This is a genomic window from Leclercia sp. LTM14 (assembly GCF_023736175.1).
In the GTDB taxonomy this organism is placed as follows: Bacteria; Pseudomonadota; Gammaproteobacteria; order Enterobacterales; family Enterobacteriaceae; genus Enterobacter; species Enterobacter barmai.
Map to the genome: position 1 here is coordinate 211062 of NZ_JAIKTT010000009.1, position 22082 is coordinate 233143.

The following is a 22082-nucleotide window of genomic DNA, read 5'->3' on the forward strand; positions in this document are numbered from 1 at the left end:
TATACCCACAACCTCTCATCTGTGAGTCACCTCTTATTTACATCATTTAAACCTTCCATTAACTGGATAAAAAGAACGCGTCACCGCTATAGTGGTTTTGTTTGATAAAACCATGTTGTACAGAGTACAACAAACAAAAAGCAGCAAGCCGGTTAACAACAAGAAGGGCTGCTTACTTTGCTGAGAATTTCCTGATAAACATAATGAAACCCTGCGAGGAAATAATGACAGAGCACACTCGTAACCCCGTTACGGCCACTGAAGCCATAGAAAGAGAGACCATGCGCAAGGTTATCTGGCGCATCCTCCCGTTTCTGATCGTCAGCTACCTGGTCTCGATTATCGATCGCGGAAACATTGGCATGGCGTCGCTGCAGATGAACGAAGATCTCGGCCTCAGCAAAGCCGCGTTTGGCTTCGCCAGCAGTCTCTACTTTGTTGCCTATTTCCTGTTTGAAGTGCCCAGCAACCTGGCAATGCAGAAGGTCGGCGCGCGACTGTGGATCCCGCGCATTATGATTAGCTGGGGCGTGGTATCGATGTGCATGTCGCTGGTTGAGAGCACCACGTCGCTCTATATCGTGCGTTTTCTGCTCGGCGCGGCAGAGGCAGGCTTTTTCCCGGGCGTGGTGCTGTATCTCACCTGGTGGATCCCGTCCCGCTACCGGGCACGGATCATCGCCTCGTTTATGGTGGCGATCCCGCTGGCCAACTTTATCGGCTCTCCCCTCTCCGGCCTGATCCTGACGCTGGATGGCTGGATGGGTCTGCGCGGCTGGCATCTGCTGTTCATCATTGAAGGCTTACCGGCCGTGCTGTTGGGGATTGTGGCCTGGTTTATTCTCCGCGACCGCCCGCATCAGGCCAGCTGGCTGAGCACTGAACAAAAAGAGTGGCTGGAGTCCACCCTGGAAAGTGAACGTCAGCAGTCAAAAAATATCGGCCACCAGACGACCTGGCAATTGCTGAAACACCGTCACATCTGGCTGATGGCGCTGATCTACACCGGTGCGTCCTCGGCAGGTACCACCATCAGCGTCTGGTCACCGCAGCTTCTGAAATCGTTCCACCTCGATAACTTGACCACCGGTCTGCTCAACGCCATCCCTTACGGTCTGGCATCGGTGCTGATGATCGTATGGGGACGCAGCTCAGACCGCAGCAACGAGCGTCGCTGGCATACCGCGCTGACCCTGTTCTTAATTGCAGCAGGCGTGTTCGCGGCGTTTGTCAGCATCTCTCTGCCGGTAACGATTGCGATCCTCAGCGTGATGCTGATTGGGGCGTACTCGATGAAAGGTCCATTCTGGGCGCTGGCGTCGGGCTGGATGAACAGCACGTCGGCAGCTGCGGGGCTGGCTGCCATCGGGGCCATTGCTAACCTGATTGGCGGTGTGGTGATGGTGAACGCTTACGGCATCATCAATGAACGCACCGGCAGCCATACGCTGGCGATGCTTCCACTGGCAGGTCTGTGTATTGCGGGGGGCATTGCGGTGCTGGTAATGGGGCGTCAGGCTCGCCGTCACGTGAGCCAGGAAAACCAGCTGACCCATTAAGATGGCCACGCGGGACTGCGGTCCCGCGTGCAGGCATCAGCTCTCCGGCTCTTCTGTTTCGCCGTAGAACGCAATGCAAAATGGCTTGCTGGCTCCCATCTTCAACGAAAGGCGGCTGGCGGTGGCCTTCATCAGCTGGCTTACTTCCCGATCCCGGCGATCTTCGGTCAGCCTTGACGACGGCCCGGTCAGCGCCAGGGCAGCAATAAGTTTGTCATGCACGCCAAACACCGGCATTGCAAAGGCGGCGGTGTGGGGATCGCGCGCCCCTGAGGTGTAGAGCGGCACCGACGGCTCACCTTCCGGCAAGGCTTCATTCAACCCCCAGTGGCGGAGCACCTTGCTGATGGCGGAATTATCCAGCGGGAACTGGCTGCCCGGCAGATTGCTGTGGCGCAGCCCGTGAGAGGCTTCTGCACGAAACAGACAAAGACGCTGCCCGCCCTCCAGCACGTACCAGCTTGCGCTCTCCTGTGATGCCATGGATAAGGCCTGTAACTCCGGCTGCACCACGCGTGAGAGGTGGAACGACTGCTCGTAGAGCTTACCCAGATAAAGCAGACGCGGACCCAGGGCATAGTTGCCATCATCATGTCTGACGACGTAATTCATGCGTTCCAGAGAATTCATCAACCGGTACACGGTGGTTTTATGATATCCCGACAACTGTGCCAGCGCGGTCAACGTCAGGCTCTCGTCTCCGGGACGAAAACAATCCAGTAAAGCCAGTGCCTTTTCAACCGCCACAACGCCTTCATTACCCATCATTTTCTCCTGTTCTGGTCGGCAAAGAGTGTACCGCAAATTTTGTGAGTCACTTCGTGTTTACATCACAAACGCCAATGTAGCTCTGGCTAAAAGCAAATCAACACCGCTATAGTTGTTTTGTATTGTACACCTACATTGTACACAGTAAAACAATATGGAGGCATTCATGTCCGCTACAGAGAAACCAATGATCAATCGCGAGTTCAGTCGTGTGTCAGAAGAAGAGGTCCGCCAGGCCGCCGAGTATCAGGCCGCCATCCTTGCAGACGTTGCCGGGCGTCGCGGGACGCTGCACGGACGTATCAAACCCCTGGCGCCGCATATGGCCGTTGCCGGCCCGGCCATTACTGTTGAAGTACGCCCGGGTGACAATCTGGCGATTCATGCCGCAATGGCGGTTGCCCAGCCCGGCGATGTGCTGGTGGTGGATGGCAAGGGCGATATCAGCTGCGCCCTGTTGGGTGAAATCATGGCGACTCAGGCCGAGGCCAGCGGCATTGCCGGGATCATCATTGACGGTGCGGTGCGTGATGCCGACACCCTGAGTAAAGGGAATTACCCCGTGTTCTCCGCAGGCCTTAACCCGTGTGGCCCCACCAAATCGATCCCGGGCCGGGTGAACCATGCCATCTCCGTTGCCGGTGCGACCGTGCGTCCCGGGGATCTGGTGGTGGCGGATATTGACGGGGTGGTGGTCATTCCACGCGATGAAGTGCAGCAGGTTATCACCCTGGCCAAAGAGAAGCTGGAGACCGAAACCCGCCGCCTTGAGGCCATTCGCAAAGGCGATCTGCGCCCGCACTGGCTGAATGACGCGTTGCGCAAAGCAGGAATGTTAACCGACGGGGAGACGCTGTAATGGGCAATAAAAAGGTCATTCTGGTTACCGGAAGCGATCTGGCTGAGCAGGCCGTCGCGATGCTGGGTGACTATGAGATGGTGTATGCCGGTCGCCAGCCCACGGAAGCGCAGCTGATCGCGCTCTGCGAGCAGTATAATCCTGTGGCGATCCTGGTGCGTTACGGCAAGATCACGGCCCGTATTATGGACGCAGCCCCGGGCTGAAGGTTATTTCAAAGCATGGCAGCGGCATTGACATCATCGATCAGGCGGCAGCGGCTGAACGGAATATTACCGTCTGTTCTGCGCCCGGTGCCAACGCCGCCGCCGTGGCGGAACACACATGGGCCATGATCCTCGCCTGCGCCAAGTCCGTTGTCTCCCTCGATAAACGTCTGCGTGACGGCCACTGGGATAAATCAACGCATAAATCTCTGGAGCTGGAAGGCCTCACCCTGGGCCTGATCGGTCTGGGGGCGATTGGCTCCCGTGTCGCCACGGTGGGTAACGCGTTCGGCATGCGCGTGCTGGCCTACGATCCCTTTGCGAAAACCCTGCCGTCCTCCTGCGAGCGTGCAGAGACGCTAAATGACCTGCTGTCCAGCGCGGACGTGATCTCCCTGCACTGCCCTTTAACCGCGGACAATCGCGGTATGATTAACGCTGAAACGCTCGCCCGCTGTAAGCGAGGCGCGATTATGGTTAATACCGCACGCGGCGGGTTGATTGATGATAATGCCCTGATTCGCGCCCTGGACGAGGGGATCCTGCGAAGCGCTGCGCTGGACAGCTTTACGGTCGAGCCGCTGGCGGCCCCCCATGTCTGGCAAGGGAGAGAAGATGTGATTATTTCCCCTCATATTGGCGGCGTGAGTGAAGCCTCGTATATCAAAATGGGCACCGTCGCGGCCGGGAATATTTTGCAGGTTTTAAACACAAGCCGCTAAGTTTCCGCTATCGAGCTTAAACCTGGATGATTATTAAACCGTAATCATCCACCGTTGCGAGCTTGTCTTAAAGCGCCCTCCCGGCGCAACAATGCCGGGTGGCGGCTCCGCCTTACCCGGCCTACGAACTTAACGCAATGAAATAATTGCAGAATAATACAAAAGTTACAGCGACTCTCTGGTCCGGCTGAAAATCGCTGAGGCGTTGACCGTAGGCCGGGGCGAGGCGCAGGGATGCGCCGAGAGGGCGTGACCTACAGGGATGTAGGATCACGCCCGACCCTAAGCCTGCGGGAATAAGTCGAAGGCATCGCGAAGCGACGATTTTCTTTGCCGGGAGCCGGGATTGTAAAGGGGGCGCGATAGCCCCCTTTACACGTTCACAGGTAACGCGGTTTACAGAGAAGCAAGGAACGTAAGGTGAACGGAACCACCTCCGGTGCGGCATGTTCCCCCTCACCCCAGCCCTCTCCCCAAAGAGGAGAGGGAGCAAACCGGTGCGGTATGTTTCACTCCCCCCAAAGTGAACGTACAAACACCTAAACCGTAATCCTGTACCGAACGTAATCATCCACCGTTGCCAGCTTGTCATACAGCGCCCGGGCCGGATTACCCTCCCGGGTGACCCAGTAAACCTTCGACCACCCTTTCTCCCGGGCCTCACTAATCACGGCTTCAATCAGCGCCCTGCCCGCGCCCTTGCCGCGCGCCGCGTCATCCACAAACAGATCTTCCAGATAGCACAGCGGCTGCGTCACCCAGGTCCCTTCATGCAGCACGCAAATCGCGAATCCCACCACGCCCTGTTCGGTTTCTGCCAGACGGCAAAACAGCCCCGAATCCGCCGCCAGCACCCGATGCCAGGTCGCCAGCGTCACCGCCTCATCCAGCCTGGCGCCGTAAAAATCAAGATAGCCGTTCCACAGCCGTAACCATGCCTCAAAATCCTCCGCCTGCGCGTCACGTACCTTAACCATCGCTCTGTTCCTTGATGTGTCTGAGATTTACCAGGATTGTCCTCCTTCCCGGACAGGAGAATAAAGCTATTTCTGGTAAATATATTGTTACCTGGATGTTGTACACTCGCGCGCCTTAGATTATAAATCGTCACTTTTGAGTGATATCACTCATTTTTAGTCAACATCAGGGAACATTTATGTCCGTTCAAAAATTGTCCAGAACCGCAGCAGTGCTGCTGGGAATTCTGGGCGTCATAATTCTGGCGATGGGGATATTCTTCGCCTGGTACGGTGGAAAGCTGGTCAGCGTTAAGGGCAGCCCCTATTTTCTGATCAGCGGCTGTCTGCTCATCATCTCGGGCGTGCAGATCCTGCGCCAGCGCCTGAGTGGCGCGGCCCTCTATTTTGTGGTTCTGGCGGGCACTGCGCTGTGGGCCCTGTGGGATGTCGGCTTCGATTTCTGGCCGCTGGTCTCGCGTCTGTTGACCCTCGCGGGCATCGGGATCCTGGTGGCGCTCTCCCTGCCAGCGCTGCTCCATCGTGCCGGTAAATTCCCGTGCTGGAAAGGCGCGGGCGCGCTTGCGGCGGTGCTGGCAGTGGCCTTTGCCGCTACCGTCGGCGGCATGTTTGTCCCGCACGATCCGGTGACGGCGTCGGGCGAACAGCTTCCCCTCACCCCGGTGAAACCTGGCGAAGAACAGAAAAACTGGGCGAACTACGGCAACACGCCGGGCGCATCGCGCTTTGTGGCTCTGGACCAGATCACCCGCGATAACGTCAAAGATCTGCAGGTGGCCTGGACCTATCGCACCGGCGATATCCCCGTCAGCCCGAACGGCGGCGGCGCGGAAGATCAGCAGACCCCGCTGCAGATCGGCAATATGCTCTTCCTCTGCACCCCGCATAACAATGTGATTGCGGTCGATGCAACCACTGGCAAAGAGCTGTGGAAAACCGAGATCAACGCGAAGCAGAAAAAGTGGATGCGCTGTCGCGGTCTGGCTTACTTTGATGCCAGCGCCCCATTGCAGCAGCCCACCCTGCCGGGCTCCTCGCCGGTGGCGGCCGTTTCACTGCCCGCAGATGCCCAGTGCAAACGCCGTATCATCATGAACAGCGTGACGCCGGAACTGGTGGCCCTGGATGCCGATACCGGTAAGTTCTGCGAAGACTTCGGCAACCACGGCCGCGTCAGCCTGAGCGCGCAGATGGGTAAAGGGGCGGATACCGGCCTCTACTACCCGACCTCTGCCCCGACCCTCGCCGGTACGACCATTGTTGTCGGCGGTCGCGTGGCGGATAACGTGGCGACGGATATGCCTGGCGGCGTGGTGCGTGGCTTCGACGTCATTACCGGCCAGCTGCGCTGGGCGTTCGATCCGGGCAAACCGGACGAGCAGCAGGCACCTCCGGCCAATGAAAACTTCACCCGCTCCACCCCGAACGTGTGGGCCCCGATGTCTTACGATCCGCAGTCCAACACCGTGTTTATGCCAACCGGCAGCGCGGCGGTGGACCTGTGGGGCGTGAAGCACAACGCTCTCGATCGTAAGTTTGGTGCCTCGATGGTGGCCGTGGACGCCAGCACCGGTAAGGTGAAATGGGTTTACCAGACTGTTCATAACGATCTGTGGGACTTTGACGTCCCGATGCAACCGACCTTCACTGATTTCCCGACCGGCAATGGCAAAACCACCCCGGCGCTGATCTTCGGCACTAAATCCGGCCAGCTGTTTGTGCTGGATCGCGCTACCGGCAAGCCGCTGACCAAAGTGGAAGAGCGCAAGGTGACTCAGGGCCAGATCCCGAAAGAGATCTACTCCCCGACCCAGCCGTTCTCGGTGGGCATGCCGACCATTGGCGCGGACGTGCTGAAAGAGTCCGACATGTGGGGCGCGACGCCGTTCGACCAGCTGATCTGCCGTATCGAGTTTAAATCCAAACGCTACAACGGCCTGTTTACCCCGCCGGGTGATGACCCGTCGCTGAACCTGCCGGGCTCGTTAGGCGGCATGAACTGGGGCGGTCTGTCGATTGACCCGGTGAATCAGTACCTGTTTATCAACGATATGCGCGTGGGTCTGGAAGTGCAGCTGATACCGGCCTCCCCGGAGATTCAGGGCGCGAAAAACGACGGCAACGAAGCCGCCGCCATCAGCCGCCCGGTGCCGCTGGCCGGTACGCCGTACGCCATCAACGCCAAAGTGCGCTTTATGTCGCCGGTTGAGATCCCCTGTCAGAAGCCGCCGTTTGGCACGCTGACCGCGGTGGATCTGAAAACCCAGAAGATTGCCTGGCAGGTGCCGGTAGGTACGGTGAAGGATACCGGTCCGTTTGGCGTGAAGATGGGGCTGCCAATCCCGATCGGGATGCCGACCATCGGCGGCACCATGGCGACCCAGGGCGGGCTGGTGTTTATCGCTTCTACCCAGGATTACTACCTGCGCGCCTTCGATACCTCGACCGGTAAAGAGGTGTGGAAAGCCCGCCTGCCGGTGGGCAGCCAGAGCACGCCAATCAGCTACAAATCGCCGGTGGACGGGAAGCAGTATCTGTTGATCACCGCCGGGGGCGCGCGGAACTCGCCGGATCGCGGCGATTACGTGATTGCGTATAAGCTGCCGTAATCATTCCGAAACAGCCATCCCTCCGGGGATGGCTTCGCTGAACCAGGCTACCTTTATAGCTATCCACATCACCGGAGATAGCAATGAAAGTATTAATGGTTCTCACCTCTCACAGTGAACTGGGCAACACCGGCAAGAAAACCGGCTTCTGGCTGGAGGAGTTTGCCGCCCCGTACTACGTCTTCAAGGATGCAGGTGCCGACGTGGTGCTGGCCTCCCCGGCAGGCGGTCAGCCACCGCTCGATCCGAAAAGCGATCTCCCCGACTTCCAGACCGAAATGACCGATCGCTTCAAAGCCGATCCGGCAGCTCAGCAGGCTCTCGCCAACACCCTGAAGCTCGACAGCGTGCGTCAGGACGATTTTGACACCGTCTTCTATCCCGGCGGCCATGGCCCGCTGTGGGATCTGGCGGAGTCACAGACCTCCATCGCCCTGATTGAAGCCTTCACCCGCGCGGGCAAACCGACCGGCTTCGTCTGCCACGCGCCGGGCGTGCTGCGCCATGTTAAAAGTGAATCCGGCGAGCCGCTGGTCAGGGGCCGCAAGGTGACGGGCTTTACCAACAGTGAAGAGGCCGACGTCGAACTGACCGACGTGGTTCCGTTCCTGGTAGAAGATGAGTTGAGCGCCCTGGGTGCGCGCTACGAGAAAGGCCCGAACTGGGGTTCATTTGTTGTCGAGGACGGCAAGCTGATCACCGGACAGAACCCGGCCAGCTCCGAAGCCGCGGCAAAAGCGCTGCTCGCTGCCCTGGGTTAATCCCTCCACCCGGCGGCGCTGCGCTTGCACGGGCCTACGGGTGATGTGCGTTCGGCTGGTATTGCCCGGCGGCGCTGCGCTTGCACGGGCCTACGGGTGATGTGCGCTCGGCTGGTATTGCCCGGCGGCGCTTCGCTTGCGCGGGCCTACGGGCTCGCAGGTTTTTGCAGGTTTTGTAGGCCGGGTAAGCGCAGCGCCACCCGGCAAAATGCAGGCGCAACGCCTGAATCAGGTTGGCATTGAGAAGGTGGTGACCTTGTTGGTCTGCGGATCGATAGAGATGATGCAGATAGCGAAGTTGCCGCCAAAACGGTCTTTACGATCGGAAATGCGCAGGTTGTAGGTCTCAGAGAACGAGGTATAACCCGAAGAGTTGGTCTCGTTCAGCTTGAAGCCAACAATCTGTTCAAAATAGTCACGGGATTTCCCCACGCTGGTTTTGCACTGTTCGTTGGTGATGGTACCGGACTGTTTTGCCGCTGCCGCAGTTTGCGTGCCGGTGGAAGATTTCGGCGTCAGGGCCGAATTGACCGCTTTCATCCCGTCACTCATGTTTTTCTGGAAATCGGCGCAAGAGGTAGAAAGTAAAACCATGCCGCATAAAAGAAGCTTTTTCATTGTAATCCTTACAATATTTAACGTTATTCAATCATTAATTATTATAATTTTTACAAATCGTTAACTCCAGCAAACCTTTTACACGGCATTTTATAACTTACTGAATAAAAACCCTTTTCACATTGAGTTCTACAATATTTGGTAGGTTATCCCTTAATTCTCGGATCCAGCGCGTCGCGCAGACCATCTCCCAGCAAATTAAACGCCAGTACGGTGAGGAAGATTGCCATGCTCGGGAACAATGCCACGTGCGGGGCAATCACCATATCCGCCCGCGCCTCGTTGAGCATTGCCCCCCACTCCGGGGTCGGCGGCTGCGCGCCAAGTCCCAGGAACGACAGGCTGGCCGCCGAGATAATCGACACCCCGATACGCATGGTGAAATAGACCACGATAGAGGAGACGGTACCCGGCAGGATGTGATTAAACAGAATCGTCGTGTCGCTGGCGCCAATGCTGCGCGCCGACTCGATAAAGGTCTGCTGCTTCAGCACCAGGGTATTGCCGCGCACCAGGCGGGCAAAGGCCGGAATAGAGAAGATCGCCACGGCGATAATCACGTTGGCCATGCCGTTGCCCATCACCGCCACCACCGCAATGGCCAGCAGAATGCCGGGGAAGGCAAACAGCACGTCGCAGATGCGCATGATGATCCGGTCCCACCAGCCCTCGTAGTAGCCCGCCAGCAGGCCCAGCACCGTGCCGATGGCGGCGCCGATCAGCACCGCAAACACCCCCGCCGCCAGCGAGATCTGCGCCCCCATCAGCACCCGGCTGAAGATGTCGCGCCCTAACGAGTCCACGCCAAACCAGTGCATCATCGACGGACCTTCGTTGAGACGGTCGTAATCAAAGTAGTTCTCGGCATCGAAAGGCACGATCCAGGGCGCCAGCACCGCCACCAGGATCAGCAGCAGCACAAACAGCCCGGCGGCCATCGCCACCGGCTGCTTACGAAAGCGTCGCCAGAACTCATGCCACGGGGTGCGGATCCGATCCGGTTTGAGGCCCGGCATGGCCTTTAACATCGCCTGCCGACGCCAGTTTAACAGTCGCATCTTACTTGTACCTGATAGCCGGATTAATGGCGGCATACAGGACATCCACCACTAAGTTGATAAGAATAAATTCCAGCGAAAAGAGCAGCACTTCCGCCTGGATCACCGGGTAGTCGCGCATGTCGACAGAATCGACCAGCAGACGCCCGAGCCCCGGCCAGTTGAAGACCTTTTCCACCACGATTGAGCCGCCGAGCAGAAAACCGAACTGCAGCCCCATCATGGTCACTACCGGGATCATCGCGTTGCGCAGGCCGTGCTTGAGGATCACCCACTTCTCGCTGACCCCCTTCGCCCGGGCAGTACGCATGTAGTCTTCGTTCAGCACGTCGACGAACGAGGCGCGGGTGAAGCGCGCCATCACCGCCGCCACCGCCGCGCCAAGCGTCAGCGAAGGCAGGATATAGTGCCGCCAGCTGTCCGCCCCCACGGTGGGCAGCCAGCCCAGCTCCACGGAAAAGACCTGCATCAGCAGCATCCCCAGCGCAAAGGCCGGGAAAGAGATCCCGGTAACCGCCAGCGCCATCCCCAGCCGGTCCGGCCAGCGGTTGCGCCACACGGCCGCCACAATACCCGCCATCAGGCCAAACAGCACCGCCCAGGCCATGCTGGCAAGGGTCAGCCAGAAGGTGGGCATAAAGCGGCTGGCAATCTCTTCGGACACGGGCCGCCGGGAGACCATCGAAGTGCCAAAATCCCCCTGCAGGACACTGGTGATGTAGTGCCAGAACTGCCGGTAAAGCGGTTGATCGAGCCCCAGTTGCTTACGCACCAGCTCAATCACCGTGGCATCCGCTTCCGGGCCGGCAATCAGCCGCGCCGGATCGCCTGGCAGCATATGCACAAATAAAAAGACCAGCACCGCGACAATCAGCAGCGTCGGGATCAGGCCCAGCAGGCGTTTAATCACATAATTCAGCATGCACATTCCTCTCATCCCGCAGGCGGATACCTGCGGGAATGAGTGCTTTATTTCAGATCCGCGTCGTCAAAGCTAAAGCCGGTATCCGGCATGATGTAGAACCCGGTCAGCGCCTTGTTGTGCGCCGAAACCAGCTTCTCTACCACCAGCGGCACCCATGGCGACTCCTTCCAGATGGTGTCCTGCGCATCTTTGTACAGCTTCGCTTTCTCTTCCGGCTGGGTGGTTTTCAGCGCATCGGTCAGATCTTTATCCACCTGCGGGTTGCTGTAGAACGCGGTGTTGAACAGGGTTGGCGGCCAGTTCTGGGAGGCAAACAGCGGCGACAGCGCCCAGTCGGCTTCGCCGGTGGAGGCCGACCAGCCGGTGTAGAACATCCTCACCCCGCTCTCTTTCTGCCCTTTGCCTTCCACTTCGGCAGCGCGCTGCCCGGCATCCATCGCCGTCACCTGCACCTTAATGCCCACCTGCGCCAGCTGCTGCTGGGTAAACTGCAGCACCTTCTGGGCGGTACTGTGATTGTGCGACGACCAGAGCGTGGTGCTGAAGCCGTTCGGGAAGCCCGCCTCTTTCAGCAGCGCCCGCGCTTTGGTCGGGTTGTATTCCCACGGATGATACTGCTGGGAGTAGGCAATGGATGGCGGCACCACCCCGGTCGCCGGGGTCGCGTAACCGGCAAAGGCCACTTTTACCAGCGCGTCGCGGTTGATGGCGTAGTTGATCGCCTCGCGTACTTTCGGGTTATCAAACGGCTTTTGCGTGACGTTCATGCTGATGTAGCGCTGCATGATCGACGGGCTGGCTACCAGCTCCAGCTTGCTGTTTTTGCCCAGCAGCGCCGCCTGCTCGTAAGGGATCGGGAAGGCAAACTGCGCTTCGCCGGTCTGTAGCATCGCCGCGCGGGTGTTGTTATCCACTACCGGACGCCAGGTGATGGTGTCCAGCTTCGGCAGCCCCTGCTGCCAGTATCCGGCGAACTTCTTCACCTTCACAAAATCGGTCTGGTTCCAGGTCACCAGCTCATACGGCCCGGTGCCCACCGGATGGAAGCCAATCTCTTTGCCGTACTTTTTCAGCGCCTCGGGGGAGATCATCGCCGTGGCCGGGTGCGCCAGAATGTTGATAAAGGCGGAGAACGGCTCCTTGAGGGTGATTTTCACCGTGGTGGGATCAACGGCCTCGGTGCTGGCAATGTTTTTATACAGGTTATAACGCTTAAGGCTGCTTTCCGGATTGCTGGCGCGATCGAGGTTGACCTTCACCGCCTCTGCGTTGAAGTCGGTCCCGTCCTGGAACTTCACGCCGCTGCGCAGTTTGATGGTGTAGACCAGCCCGTCGTCAGAGACCTTGTAGCTTTCGGCCAGCACGTTTTTCACCTGCATCTCTTTATCAAGGCCAAACAGCCCCTGATAAAACGACTTCGCTACCTGCTGGGAGAGCGTGTCGTTGGCGTCATAGGGATCGAGGGTGGTGAAGTTGGATGCCACCGCCACGACCACGTCTTTTGCTGCGAAAGCCGGCGAGGCCGCCAGGGCTGCCGTTACGCTCGCGGCTAACAGCCATCTGCGAGCAACAAATTTTGTCATTGTACTCTCCTGTTGTTCCCTGCTGTCTGAGTTATAAACGCGAAAAAGCATTGTCCTGCCGCGGCGGCGCAACGAAATGGCCGGGGCTCACCTCCCGCAACTCCACGCGTTCGGTGAATTCCCCTCGCTTGCGGATGTTGCCCGGTAGTTCATCCTGCAACAGCACCCGCCGGGCCTGACGATGCGCCGGATCGGCCACCGGCACTGCCGCCATCAGCTTGCGGGTGTAGGGATGCTGCGGGTTTTCAAATACCGCCCGACGCGGGCCTATCTCGACAATCTGGCCGAGATACATCACCGCCACGCGGTGGCTGATGCGCTCCACCACCGCCATATCGTGCGAAATAAACAGAAACGCGATGCCCATCTCCCGCTGCAAATCGAGCAGCAGGTTGATGATCTGCGCCCGGATGGAGACGTCCAGCGCCGAGACGGACTCATCGGCAATCACCACCTTCGGGTTCAGCGCCAGGGCGCGGGCAATACAGATCCGCTGCCGCTGGCCGCCGGAAAATTCATGGGGATAGCGCCAGGCGTGTTCCGGCTTCAGCCCCACGCGCTCCAGCAGCCACGCCACCCGCCGCTGGGCGGCTTCCCCGTCCAGCAGGTTATGCACCCGCAGCGGCTCCATAATCGAATAGCCGACGGTCTGGCGGGGATCGAGGGAGGCATAGGGATCCTGGAAAATAAACTGAATGTCCCGCCGCAGGTGTTGCAGTTTCCCGGCGGGCAGGGTGTCGATGCGTTCCCCGTTAAAGGTAATGGTGCCCTCCTGGGACTCCACCAGCCGCAGCAGCGCCCGTCCGGTGGTCGATTTCCCGCTGCCGGATTCACCCACCAGCGACAGCGTTTCGCCCGGCCATAAGTCGAAGCTGACGTTCTCCACCGCGTGGACTTCGCGCTTAACGCGGTTCAACAGGCCGCCGCGCAGCGGGAAGCGGGTCACCAGGTCGCGCACCTGCAAGATGGGCTCGCCGGGCACCACGGTATCCTGCTCGGTTTCGGCCTCCTGATGGCCGGGCTCGGCCAGGGAGATCAGCGGAAAACGCCGCGGCAGATCGCTGCCGTTCATCGCCCCCAGGCGCGGTACCGCCGCCAGCAGCGCTTTTGTGTAAGGGTGCTCAGGGGCGTGGAAAATCTGCTCCACGGTGCCGGTTTCCACCGCCTCGCCCTGGTACATCACCAGCACCCGGTCGGCGATGTCCGCCACCACGCCCATGTCGTGGGTGATAAAGATCACCCCCATCTCCATCTCCTCCTGCAACACTTTAATCAGCTGCAGGATCTGCGCCTGAACGGTGACGTCCAGCGCGGTGGTGGGTTCATCGGCAATCAGCACCGCCGGGCGACAGGAGAGCGCCATGGCGATCATCACCCGCTGGCGCATGCCGCCGGAGAGCTGGTGCGGATAGCGCGACAGAATGGTGTCCGCCTCGGGAATGCGCACCTGCTCCAGCATCCGCCGGGCTTCAATCAGGGCATTCTCACGGCTCAGCCCCTGATGCAGGCGAATCGACTCGGCGATCTGCTCTCCCACCGGGAAGACCGGGTTGAGGGAGGTCATCGGCTCCTGGAAAATCATGGCGATGTCGGCACCGCGCACGCTGCGCATCTGGGATGAACTCAGGGTGGTGAGATCGCTTACCTGGCCGTTGCGACGGCGCAGCAGCAGGCGGTCGCACTCGACCAGCCCGCCGGACTGTTCAATCAGGCGCATCAACGACAGCGCGGTGACCGATTTACCGGAGCCGGATTCGCCGACAATCGCCAGGGTTTCACCGCGTTTGAGCGAAAAAGAGAGCTGTTTTACCGCCGGGATCGTCTGCCGCTCGTCGGGAAAGGCGACGTTAAGGTTGTGCACCGCCAGCACCTGCTGACTGTCCAGTTCATCGCTGTGCGGCATCCCTCTTCCCCTTATTCACGGTAAATTCCGGTGCTCGGCGTATCGCCTGCGTATCCCCAGGCACGGTACATGCCTTCACTGTTAAAGGGTAATGCCACGTTACCCTCGCGATCGACGGCAATCAGCCCGCCGCTGCCTTCGAGCGCCGGGAGTTTTTCCATCACCACCCGCTCGCAGGCTTCGGCCAGGCTTAAGCCGCCGTAATCCATCAGCGCGGCGATGTCATAGGCGGCCAGGGTGCGAATAAACACTTCCCCGGTGCCGGTGCAGGAGACCGCCACGCTGGCGTTATTGGCATAGCAACCTGCGCCGGGCAACGGACTGTCGCCCACCCGACCGGGCAGTTTGTTGGTCATTCCGCCGGTGGAGGTGGCGGCGGCCAGATTCCCCGCCTTATCCAGCGCCACGGCACCGACGGTGCCCGTTTTGGTGGACTCATCCAGCGGGGCGGCATGATCGAGCCGGGTTTCCCCCGCACTGCGCGCCGCCAGCAGCTGCTGATAGCGCTCGGGCGTGGAAAAGATTTCTGGCGAGACCGCCTCCATGCCCTGTTCGAAGGCGAATTTCTCGGCTCCCTCGCCCACCAGCAGCACGTGCGGACTCTGCTCCATCACCAGACGGGCGGCCAGTACCGGGTTGCGCAGATGGCTGACCCCGGCCACGGCACCCGCTTTAAGGGTTATGCCGTCCATCACGCAGGCGTCCAGCTCGTGGGTTTCGTCCCGGGTAAACACCGAGCCAATCCCGGCGTTAAACAGCGGACACTCCTCCAGCAGGCGCACCGCCTCGGTGACCACATCCAGCGCGCTCTCGCCCGCCTCCAGCATTCGCTGGCCGGTTTCCACAATGGAAGAGAGCGCCTCGATGTAGCGCCTCTCCTGCTCCTGACTGAGCTGCGCCCGGGTAATAGCCCCGGCGCCGCCGTGGATTGCGATGACTGCATTCCCCATTCACTTCACCTTTGGGCCGATAGTTGCCGCTTTTTTTATAAATATCATTATCGTGGCTTATGATTCATATAATTTTTGAATATAGAAAGACGACACTGTGATGTAAAGGGTAAGCCCATGGTGTCATACAGTTAACGGCACTTTTCTGCCATAATGGCCGCCTTCGTTATTCTCCCGCTGGAGTGACCCATGGATTTTACCGCCGGACTGATGCCGCTTGAGACGGCACTCACCCAGATGCTCGATCGAATTTCTCCGCTGTCAGAGCAGGAAACCCTGCCCCTGCTGCGCTGTTTTGGCCGCGTGACCGCCGCCGACATCGTTTCGCCCCTGAACGTGCCGGGCTTTGATAACTCAGCGATGGATGGCTACGCCGTGCGTCTGGCGGATCTGGCGGCGGGCACTGCGCTGCCGGTAGCGGGTAAAGCCTTTGCCGGTCAGCCTTTCCAGGGTGAATGGCCTGCCGGAAGCTGCATCCGCATTATGACCGGCGCGCCGGTGCCGCCGGGCTGCGATGCGGTGGTGATGCAGGAAGAGACCGAGCAGACCGACGACGGCGTGCGTTTTACCGCCAGCGTTAAGCCGGGGCAGAATATCCGTCGCAGCGGGGAAGACATTACCCTGGGCGCAACCGTCTTCCCGGCGGGCACGAAGCTGACCGTCGCCGAGCTGCCGGTACTGGCCTCGCTGGGTATCCCGGAGATCGCCGTGGTGCGCCAGGTGCGCGTGGCGGTGTTCTCCACCGGGGATGAGCTTCAGCTGCCGGGCCAGCCGCTGGCCGAGGGGCAGATCTACGACACGAACCGCCTGGCGGTGCATCTGATGCTGGAGCAGCTGGGCTGCGAGGTGATTAACCTCGGCATTATTCCTGACGATCCAGAGCAGCTGCGCGCCGCCTTTATTGAAGCGGATCGCGTGGCCGACGTGGTGCTGAGCTCCGGCGGCGTATCGGTGGGCGAAGCGGATTACACCAAAACCATCCTCGACGAGCTGGGGGAGATCGGCTTCTGGAAGCTGGCGATCAAGCCGGGCAAACCTTTCGCTTTCGGCACGCTGCCGAACAGCTGGTTCTGCGGCCTGCCGGGCAACCCGGTCTCTGCGGCGCTCACCTTCTATCAGCTGGTGCAGCCGCTGCTGGCGAAGCTCTCCGGCAACCGGGCGCAAAGCCTGCCTGCCCGCCAGCGCGTTCGCGCCGCCACCCGACTGAAAAAATCACCGGGTCGTCTCGACTTCCAGCGCGGCATTCTGACGCGTAACGCCGACGGCGAGCTGGAGGTGAGCACCACCGGTCATCAGGGGTCGCATATTTTCAGCTCCTTCAGCCAGGGCAACTGCTTTATCGTGCTGGAGCGCGAGCGCGGCAACGTGGAAGCGGGTGAATGGGTCGAGGTTGAGCCGTTTAACGCCCTGTTCGGAGGCTGAGTATGGAACTGAGCGACAACGAGATGCTGCGCTACAATCGCCAGATTGTGCTGCGCGGCTTTGATTTCGACGGTCAGGAGGCGTTAAAGGCCGCGAACGTGCTGGTGGTCGGCCTCGGCGGACTGGGCTGCGCCGCTGCGCAGTATCTGGCCGCCGCTGGCGTGGGGCGCATGACGCTGCTTGATTTCGACACCGTGTCGCTCTCCAACCTGCAACGCCAGACGCTGCACAGCGATGCCACCCTCGGCGAGCCCAAAGTGGTGTCGGCCCGGGCGTCGCTGTCGCGCATCAACCCCAACGTCCAGTTCACCCTGCTCGATGCCCTGCTGGATGAGCCTGCGCTGTCTGAACAGATTGCCCGTCACGATCTGGTTCTCGACTGCACCGATAACGTCACCATTCGCAATCAGCTCAACGCGGGCTGTTTCGCCCATAAAACGCCGCTGGTCTCCGGGGCGGCTATCCGTATGGAAGGACAAATCAGCGTCTTTACCTATGCCGAGGGCGAGCCCTGCTACCGCTGCCTGAGCCGTCTGTTTGGCGAGAATGCCCTGACCTGTGTGGAAGCCGGCGTAATGGCTCCGCTGGTGGGGGTGATCGGTTCGATGCAGGCGATGGAGGCCATCAAAGTGCTGACCCATTACGGCACGCCAGCGGCGGGGAAAATCGTGATGTACGACGCGATGACCTGCCAGTTCCGCGAGATGAAGCTGATGCGTAATCCGGGGTGTGAGGTGTGCGGAGGTTAACGCAAACGCAACCCAAAGGTTGCCGTTTTAGTGTTTGCTCCCTCTCCCTTTGGGAGAGGGCCGGGGTGAGGGAATCAGCGCGCACGAATCAGCTTTTGTAGGCCAGGCAAGCGCAGCGCCGCCCGGCGATACCACTAGATCGACGTCCGTCCAAAGGCGTTCTGCCAGTCCTGCTCAAACTTCGCAATCGCCGCATCCACCGCCGGAGAGGCGATCAACTGCTGGGCAACGTCCAGCGGCAGGGTGATGGACTCGCAGCCTGCCAGCAGGCAGTCCAGCGCCTGTCGCGGGGTTTTGAAGCTCGCAGCCAGCACTTTTGACTGCGGCACGTGGAGCGTCAGCAGCTGCTGTAATTCCGCCACGGTCTGAATGCCGTCCCCGCCCTGGGCATCCACCCGGTTCACATATGGCGCGACATATTCCGCCCCCGCCAGCGCCGCCATCATCCCCTGCGCCGCGCTGTAGACCGCAGTCCCCAGGGTCGGTACGCCCTGCGCTTTCAGCAGCTTAATGGCCGCCAGTCCTTCTGCCGTTACCGGCACTTTTACTACCAGATCGGCGACGATGGTGCGCAGCTTGAGCGCGTCTTCCACCATACCTTCTGCGGTGGTGGCCATTACCTGAGCAAACAGACGGCCCTGGCCGCCCATCGCCTCCTGCAGCTGAGGCAGTAGAACGTCGAGCGGCGTTTTGCCTGCGGCGACGATGCTTGGGTTAGTGGTGACGCCTGCCAGCGGAAACACGCGGGCCAGCTTTTTAACGGCAATAACGTCGGATGTGTCGAGATACAGTTCCATGATGAGATCCTCAAAAATGACTATGCCGTAACCCTACCACGGCAAAACCTGCTTCTGAGTTGATTTGCGTCAAGATAACTTTCATTCGAAAGTCATTTAATCTTCATACGCAACAAGAGGCGACATTATGATCTTCAACATTCAGCGTTATTCGACACACGACGGCCCGGGAATTCGTACCGTGGTCTTTATGAAGGGCTGCTCCCTGGGCTGCCGCTGGTGTCAGAATCCGGAAAGCCGCGACCGTTCCCGGGATCTGCTGTTCGACGCTCGCCTGTGCCTGGAGGGGTGCAACCTCTGTCAGCAGGTGGCGCCTGCGGTGATCGACCGCACGCTGAATGGCCTGGAGATCCACCGCGAAAAACTCGACGATACCCACCTCGATGCCCTCACCGACTGCTGCCCAACCCAGGCCCTCACCGTCTGCGGCGAAGAGAAGCAGGTGGAGGAGATCATGGCGACCGTCCTGCGCGATAAGCCTTTCTACGATCGCAGCGGCGGCGGCATCACCCTCTCCGGAGGCGAACCCTTTATGAACCCGGACATGGCGCGCCAGCTTTTCCAGGCCAGCCATGAGCAGGGGATCCACACCGCCGTGGAAACCTGCCTGCACGTGCCGTGGCACTATATCGAACCATCGTTACCGTACATCGATCTGTTCCTGGCCGACCTGAAACACGTCGACGGCGCGGTGTTTAAGCAGTGGACCGACGGCTCGGCAAAACGGGTGCTGGAGAATCTCAAGCGCCTGGCCGCCGCCGGAAAACAGCTCACCATTCGCGTGCCGCTGATCCAGGGCTTTAACGCCGATGAAGCGTCGATTACCGCCATTACCAATTTTGCCGCCGACGAACTGAACGTCCGCGACATCCATTTTTTGCCATACCACACGCTGGGCATGAACAAGTACACACTGCTCGGCCAACCCTACTCTGCCCCTGATAAACCGCTCGATAATCCTGCTTTACTGGACTTTGCCCGGCAGTACGCCGCCCAGAAAGGGTTAACCGCGACCTTACGAGGATAATGTTATGACACAGCTGAATCTTACTACCCTGAGCGAACGCATTAAGGCGCATAAAACTGCCCTGGTCCATATTGTTAAGCCGCCGGTCTGTACCGAACGCGCCCAGCACTACACCGAGATGTACCAGCAGCACATGGACAAGCCGATCCCGGTTCGCCGCGCGCTGGCGCTGGCCCATCACCTGGCGCAGCGCACTATCTGGATCAAACATGACGAGCTGATTATCGGCAACCAGGCAAGCGAAGTGCGCGCCGCGCCGATCTTCCCGGAATACACCGTCTCGTGGATTGAAAAAGAGATCGACGATCTGGCCGACCGTCCGGGTGCGGGCTTTGCAGTCAGCGAAGAGAACAAACGCGTTCTGCATGAAATTTGCCCGTGGTGGCGCGGCCAGACGGTGCAGGATCGCTGCTACGGCATGTTCACCGACGAGCAGAAAGGCCTGCTGGAAACCGGCATTATCAAAGCCGAAGGCAACATGACCTCCGGTGACGCGCACCTGGCGGTAAACTTCCCGTTAGTGCTGGAGAAAGGACTCGACGGCCTGCGCCACAAGGTGGACGAGCGCCGCTCGCGCATCAACCTTACCTGCCTCGAAGACCTGCACGGCGATCAGTTCCTGAAAGCGATCGATATCGTGCTGGAAGCGGTGAGCCTGCATATCGAGCGCTTTGCCGACCTGGCGCGTGAAATGGCTTCTACCGAAACCCGCGAAAGCCGCCGCGACGAGCTGCTGGCGATGGCGGAAAACTGCGATGTGATCGCCCACGAACCGCCAAAAACCTTCTGGCAGGCATTACAGCTGTGCTACTTCATCCAGCTGATCCTGCAGATTGAGTCCAACGGCCACTCCGTCTCCTTCGCCCGCATGGACCAGTATCTCTATCCGTACTACCGCCGCGACGTGGAGCTGAACCAGTCTCTGGATCGCGAGCACGCCATCGAGCTGCTGCACAGCTGCTGGCTGAAGCTGCTGGAAGTGAACAAGATCCGCTCCGGCTCGCACTCCAAAGCCTCGGCGGGCAGCCCGCTGTACCAGAACGTCACCATCGGCGGGCAGATCCTGGTGAACGATGTGGCGATGGACGCGGTGAACCCGCTCTCCTACGCAATCCTCGAATCCTGCGGCCGTCTGCGCTCCACTCAGCCGAACCTGAGCGTGCGCTATCACGCGGGCATGAGCAACGACTTCCTCGACGCCTGCGTGCAGGTGATCCGCTGCGGCTTCGGGATGCCGGCCTTCAACAACGATGAGATCGTGATCCCTGAGTTCATCAAGCTCGGCATCGAAAAAGCCGACGCCTACGACTACGCCGCCATCGGCTGTATCGAAACTGCGGTCGGCGGCAAATGGGGCTACCGCTGCACCGGGATGAGCTTTATCAACTTCGCCCGCGTGATGCTGGCGGCGATGGAAGGCGGTCGCGACGCCACCAGCGGCAAGGTGTTCCTGCCGCAGGTTAAAGCGCTCTCTGCCGGTAACTTCAACAATTTCGACGAAGTGATGGCCGCCTGGGATCGCCAGATTAAGTACTACACCCGCAAATCCATCGAGATTGAGTACGTGGTGGACACCATGCTGGAAGAGAACGTCCACGACATTCTCTGCTCGGCGCTGGTGGATGACTGCATCGAGCGCGCGAAGAGCATCAAGCAGGGCGGCGCGAAGTACGACTGGGTCTCCGGCCTGCAGGTGGGCATCGCCAACCTCGGCAACAGCCTGGCGGCAGTGAAGAAACTGGTCTTTGAACAGAGCGCGATTGGTCAGCAGCAGCTGGCGGCGGCCCTGGCGGATGACTACGAGGGGCTGACCCACGAGCAGCTGCGCCAGCGTCTGATCAACGGCGCACCGAAGTACGGTAACGACGATGACAGCGTGGATCTGCTGCTGGCCCGGGCGTACCAGACCTACATCGAAGAGCTGAAGCAGTACCATAACCCGCGCTATGGCCGTGGCCCGATTGGCGGCAACTACTACGCCGGGACTTCGTCCATCTCCGCCAACGTGCCGTTTGGTGCGGCCACCATGGCAACGCCGGACGGCCGTAAGGCGCATACCCCGCTGGCCGAAGGGGCAAGCCCGTCCTCCGGTACTGACCACCTGGGGCCAACGGCGGTGATCGGCTCTGTCGGGAAACTGCCGACCGAGGCGATCCTCGGTGGCGTGCTGCTGAACCAGAAGCTCAATCCGGCGACGCTGGATAACGACAGCGACCGTCAGAAGCTGATGGTGCTGCTGCGGACCTTCTTTGAGGTGCATAAAGGCTGGCACATCCAGTACAACATCGTCTCCCGCGAAACGCTGCTGGAAGCGAAGAAACACCCGGACCAGTATCGCGACCTGGTGGTGCGCGTGGCGGGTTACTCGGCGTTCTTCACCGCCCTGTCACCGGATGCGCAGGACGATATTATTGCGCGTACTGAGCATACGTTGTAATGAGATCCCCTCTCCCTTGAGGGAGAGGGTGCAAACATCAAAAACGGCAACCCAGGTTGCCGTTTTGCATTTACCTCCGCCACCCGGCTTTCTGACTTTCATTCGAAAATTAAATTTGTGCTCCACGTCACCTTGTTATTAGAATGTTTCGA

Annotated in this window: 17 protein-coding genes and 1 pseudogene; 9 read left to right on the top strand and 9 right to left on the bottom strand. The window is 59.8% G+C overall.

Annotated features, from left to right (window positions below; all coding sequences use genetic code 11):
* Window positions 1-224 precede the first annotated feature (224 nt).
* Window positions 225-1559: an MFS transporter gene (locus K5I40_RS17960; RefSeq protein ID WP_039029628.1), complete on the top strand. Its 1335-nt coding sequence runs from the start codon at window positions 225-227 to the stop codon at window positions 1557-1559.
* Between the two features lie 36 nt (window positions 1560-1595).
* Here K5I40_RS17960 and K5I40_RS17965 read toward each other — a convergent pair whose 3' ends face one another.
* Window positions 1596-2324 carry an IclR family transcriptional regulator gene (locus tag K5I40_RS17965; protein WP_139565462.1) on the bottom strand — a complete coding sequence of 243 codons (729 nt, stop codon included), beginning with the start codon at window positions 2322-2324 and terminating at the stop codon, window positions 1596-1598.
* Between the two features lie 169 nt (window positions 2325-2493).
* Here K5I40_RS17965 and K5I40_RS17970 point away from each other — a divergent pair, with 169 nt between their 5' ends.
* Together K5I40_RS17970 and K5I40_RS17975 are read left to right on the top strand one after the other, a co-directional pair.
* Window positions 2494-3186, top strand: coding sequence for an RraA family protein (locus K5I40_RS17970; RefSeq protein WP_039029630.1), 693 nt, complete (start codon window positions 2494-2496; stop codon window positions 3184-3186).
* Window positions 3186-4114: pseudogene (locus tag K5I40_RS17975) on the top strand (NAD(P)-dependent oxidoreductase). Before K5I40_RS17970 ends, K5I40_RS17975 begins: the two are co-directional and overlap by 1 nt.
* A gap of 539 nt (window positions 4115-4653) precedes the next feature.
* On the opposite strand, the gene K5I40_RS17980 reads toward K5I40_RS17975, so the two are convergent.
* On the bottom strand, window positions 4654-5091 hold the full coding sequence (locus K5I40_RS17980; RefSeq protein ID WP_223075019.1) for a GNAT family N-acetyltransferase: 438 nt from the start codon (window positions 5089-5091) through the stop codon (window positions 4654-4656).
* A 179-nt stretch (window positions 5092-5270) separates the two neighbouring features.
* Here K5I40_RS17980 and K5I40_RS17985 point away from each other — a divergent pair, with 179 nt between their 5' ends.
* Window positions 5271-7700: a membrane-bound PQQ-dependent dehydrogenase, glucose/quinate/shikimate family gene (locus K5I40_RS17985; RefSeq protein ID WP_223075018.1), complete on the top strand. Its 2430-nt coding sequence runs from the start codon at window positions 5271-5273 to the stop codon at window positions 7698-7700.
* Between the two features lie 83 nt (window positions 7701-7783).
* A complete protein-coding gene (locus K5I40_RS17990; protein WP_223075017.1) occupies window positions 7784-8461 on the top strand; it encodes a type 1 glutamine amidotransferase domain-containing protein in 678 nt (225 codons plus the stop codon).
* A gap of 228 nt (window positions 8462-8689) precedes the next feature.
* Here the strand turns inward: K5I40_RS17990 and K5I40_RS17995 are convergent, their stop codons facing one another.
* The 6 genes from K5I40_RS17995 to iaaA form a co-directional block, all read right to left on the bottom strand.
* On the bottom strand, window positions 8690-9079 hold the full coding sequence (locus tag K5I40_RS17995; protein ID WP_138369515.1) for a hypothetical protein: 390 nt from the start codon (window positions 9077-9079) through the stop codon (window positions 8690-8692).
* A 146-nt stretch (window positions 9080-9225) separates the two neighbouring features.
* Window positions 9226-10137 (bottom strand): glutathione ABC transporter permease GsiD, encoded by a 912-nt coding sequence (gene gsiD / locus K5I40_RS18000; RefSeq protein ID WP_039032683.1) that lies wholly within the window; start codon window positions 10135-10137, stop codon window positions 9226-9228.
* 1 nt (window position 10138) lies between these two features.
* Window positions 10139-11059: a glutathione ABC transporter permease GsiC gene (gene gsiC / locus K5I40_RS18005; protein ID WP_039032684.1), complete on the bottom strand. Its 921-nt coding sequence runs from the start codon at window positions 11057-11059 to the stop codon at window positions 10139-10141.
* Window positions 11060-11106: 47 nt separating this feature from the next.
* A complete protein-coding gene (gene gsiB, locus K5I40_RS18010; protein WP_039032685.1) occupies window positions 11107-12645 on the bottom strand; it encodes a glutathione ABC transporter substrate-binding protein GsiB in 1539 nt (512 codons plus the stop codon).
* A gap of 31 nt (window positions 12646-12676) precedes the next feature.
* A complete protein-coding gene (gene gsiA, locus K5I40_RS18015) occupies window positions 12677-14548 on the bottom strand; it encodes a glutathione ABC transporter ATP-binding protein GsiA (protein ID WP_139564614.1) in 1872 nt (623 codons plus the stop codon).
* 11 nt (window positions 14549-14559) lie between these two features.
* The gene (gene iaaA, locus K5I40_RS18020) at window positions 14560-15498 is read right to left on the bottom strand and encodes a beta-aspartyl-peptidase (protein ID WP_223075016.1); all 939 of its coding nucleotides are present in this window, start codon (window positions 15496-15498) and stop codon (window positions 14560-14562) included.
* A 189-nt stretch (window positions 15499-15687) separates the two neighbouring features.
* Here iaaA and moeA point away from each other — a divergent pair, with 189 nt between their 5' ends.
* Window positions 15688-16920 carry a molybdopterin molybdotransferase MoeA gene (gene moeA, locus K5I40_RS18025; RefSeq protein ID WP_223075015.1) on the top strand — a complete coding sequence of 411 codons (1233 nt, stop codon included), beginning with the start codon at window positions 15688-15690 and terminating at the stop codon, window positions 16918-16920.
* Entirely contained in the window at window positions 16917-17669 is a 753-nt protein-coding gene (gene moeB / locus K5I40_RS18030; protein WP_138369520.1) for a molybdopterin-synthase adenylyltransferase MoeB, read from the top strand. The genes moeA and moeB overlap by 4 nt, the downstream gene beginning before the upstream one ends.
* A 134-nt stretch (window positions 17670-17803) precedes the next feature.
* Here moeB and fsa read toward each other — a convergent pair whose 3' ends face one another.
* A complete protein-coding gene (fsa, locus tag K5I40_RS18035) occupies window positions 17804-18466 on the bottom strand; it encodes a fructose-6-phosphate aldolase (protein ID WP_223075014.1) in 663 nt (220 codons plus the stop codon).
* A gap of 127 nt (window positions 18467-18593) precedes the next feature.
* On the opposite strand from fsa, the gene K5I40_RS18040 reads away from it, so the two are divergent.
* Window positions 18594-19493: a glycyl-radical enzyme activating protein gene (locus K5I40_RS18040; RefSeq protein ID WP_223075013.1), complete on the top strand. Its 900-nt coding sequence runs from the start codon at window positions 18594-18596 to the stop codon at window positions 19491-19493.
* Between the two features lie 4 nt (window positions 19494-19497).
* A complete protein-coding gene (locus K5I40_RS18045; RefSeq protein WP_223075012.1) occupies window positions 19498-21930 on the top strand; it encodes a formate C-acetyltransferase/glycerol dehydratase family glycyl radical enzyme in 2433 nt (810 codons plus the stop codon).
* Window positions 21931-22082: the final 152 nt, after the last annotated feature.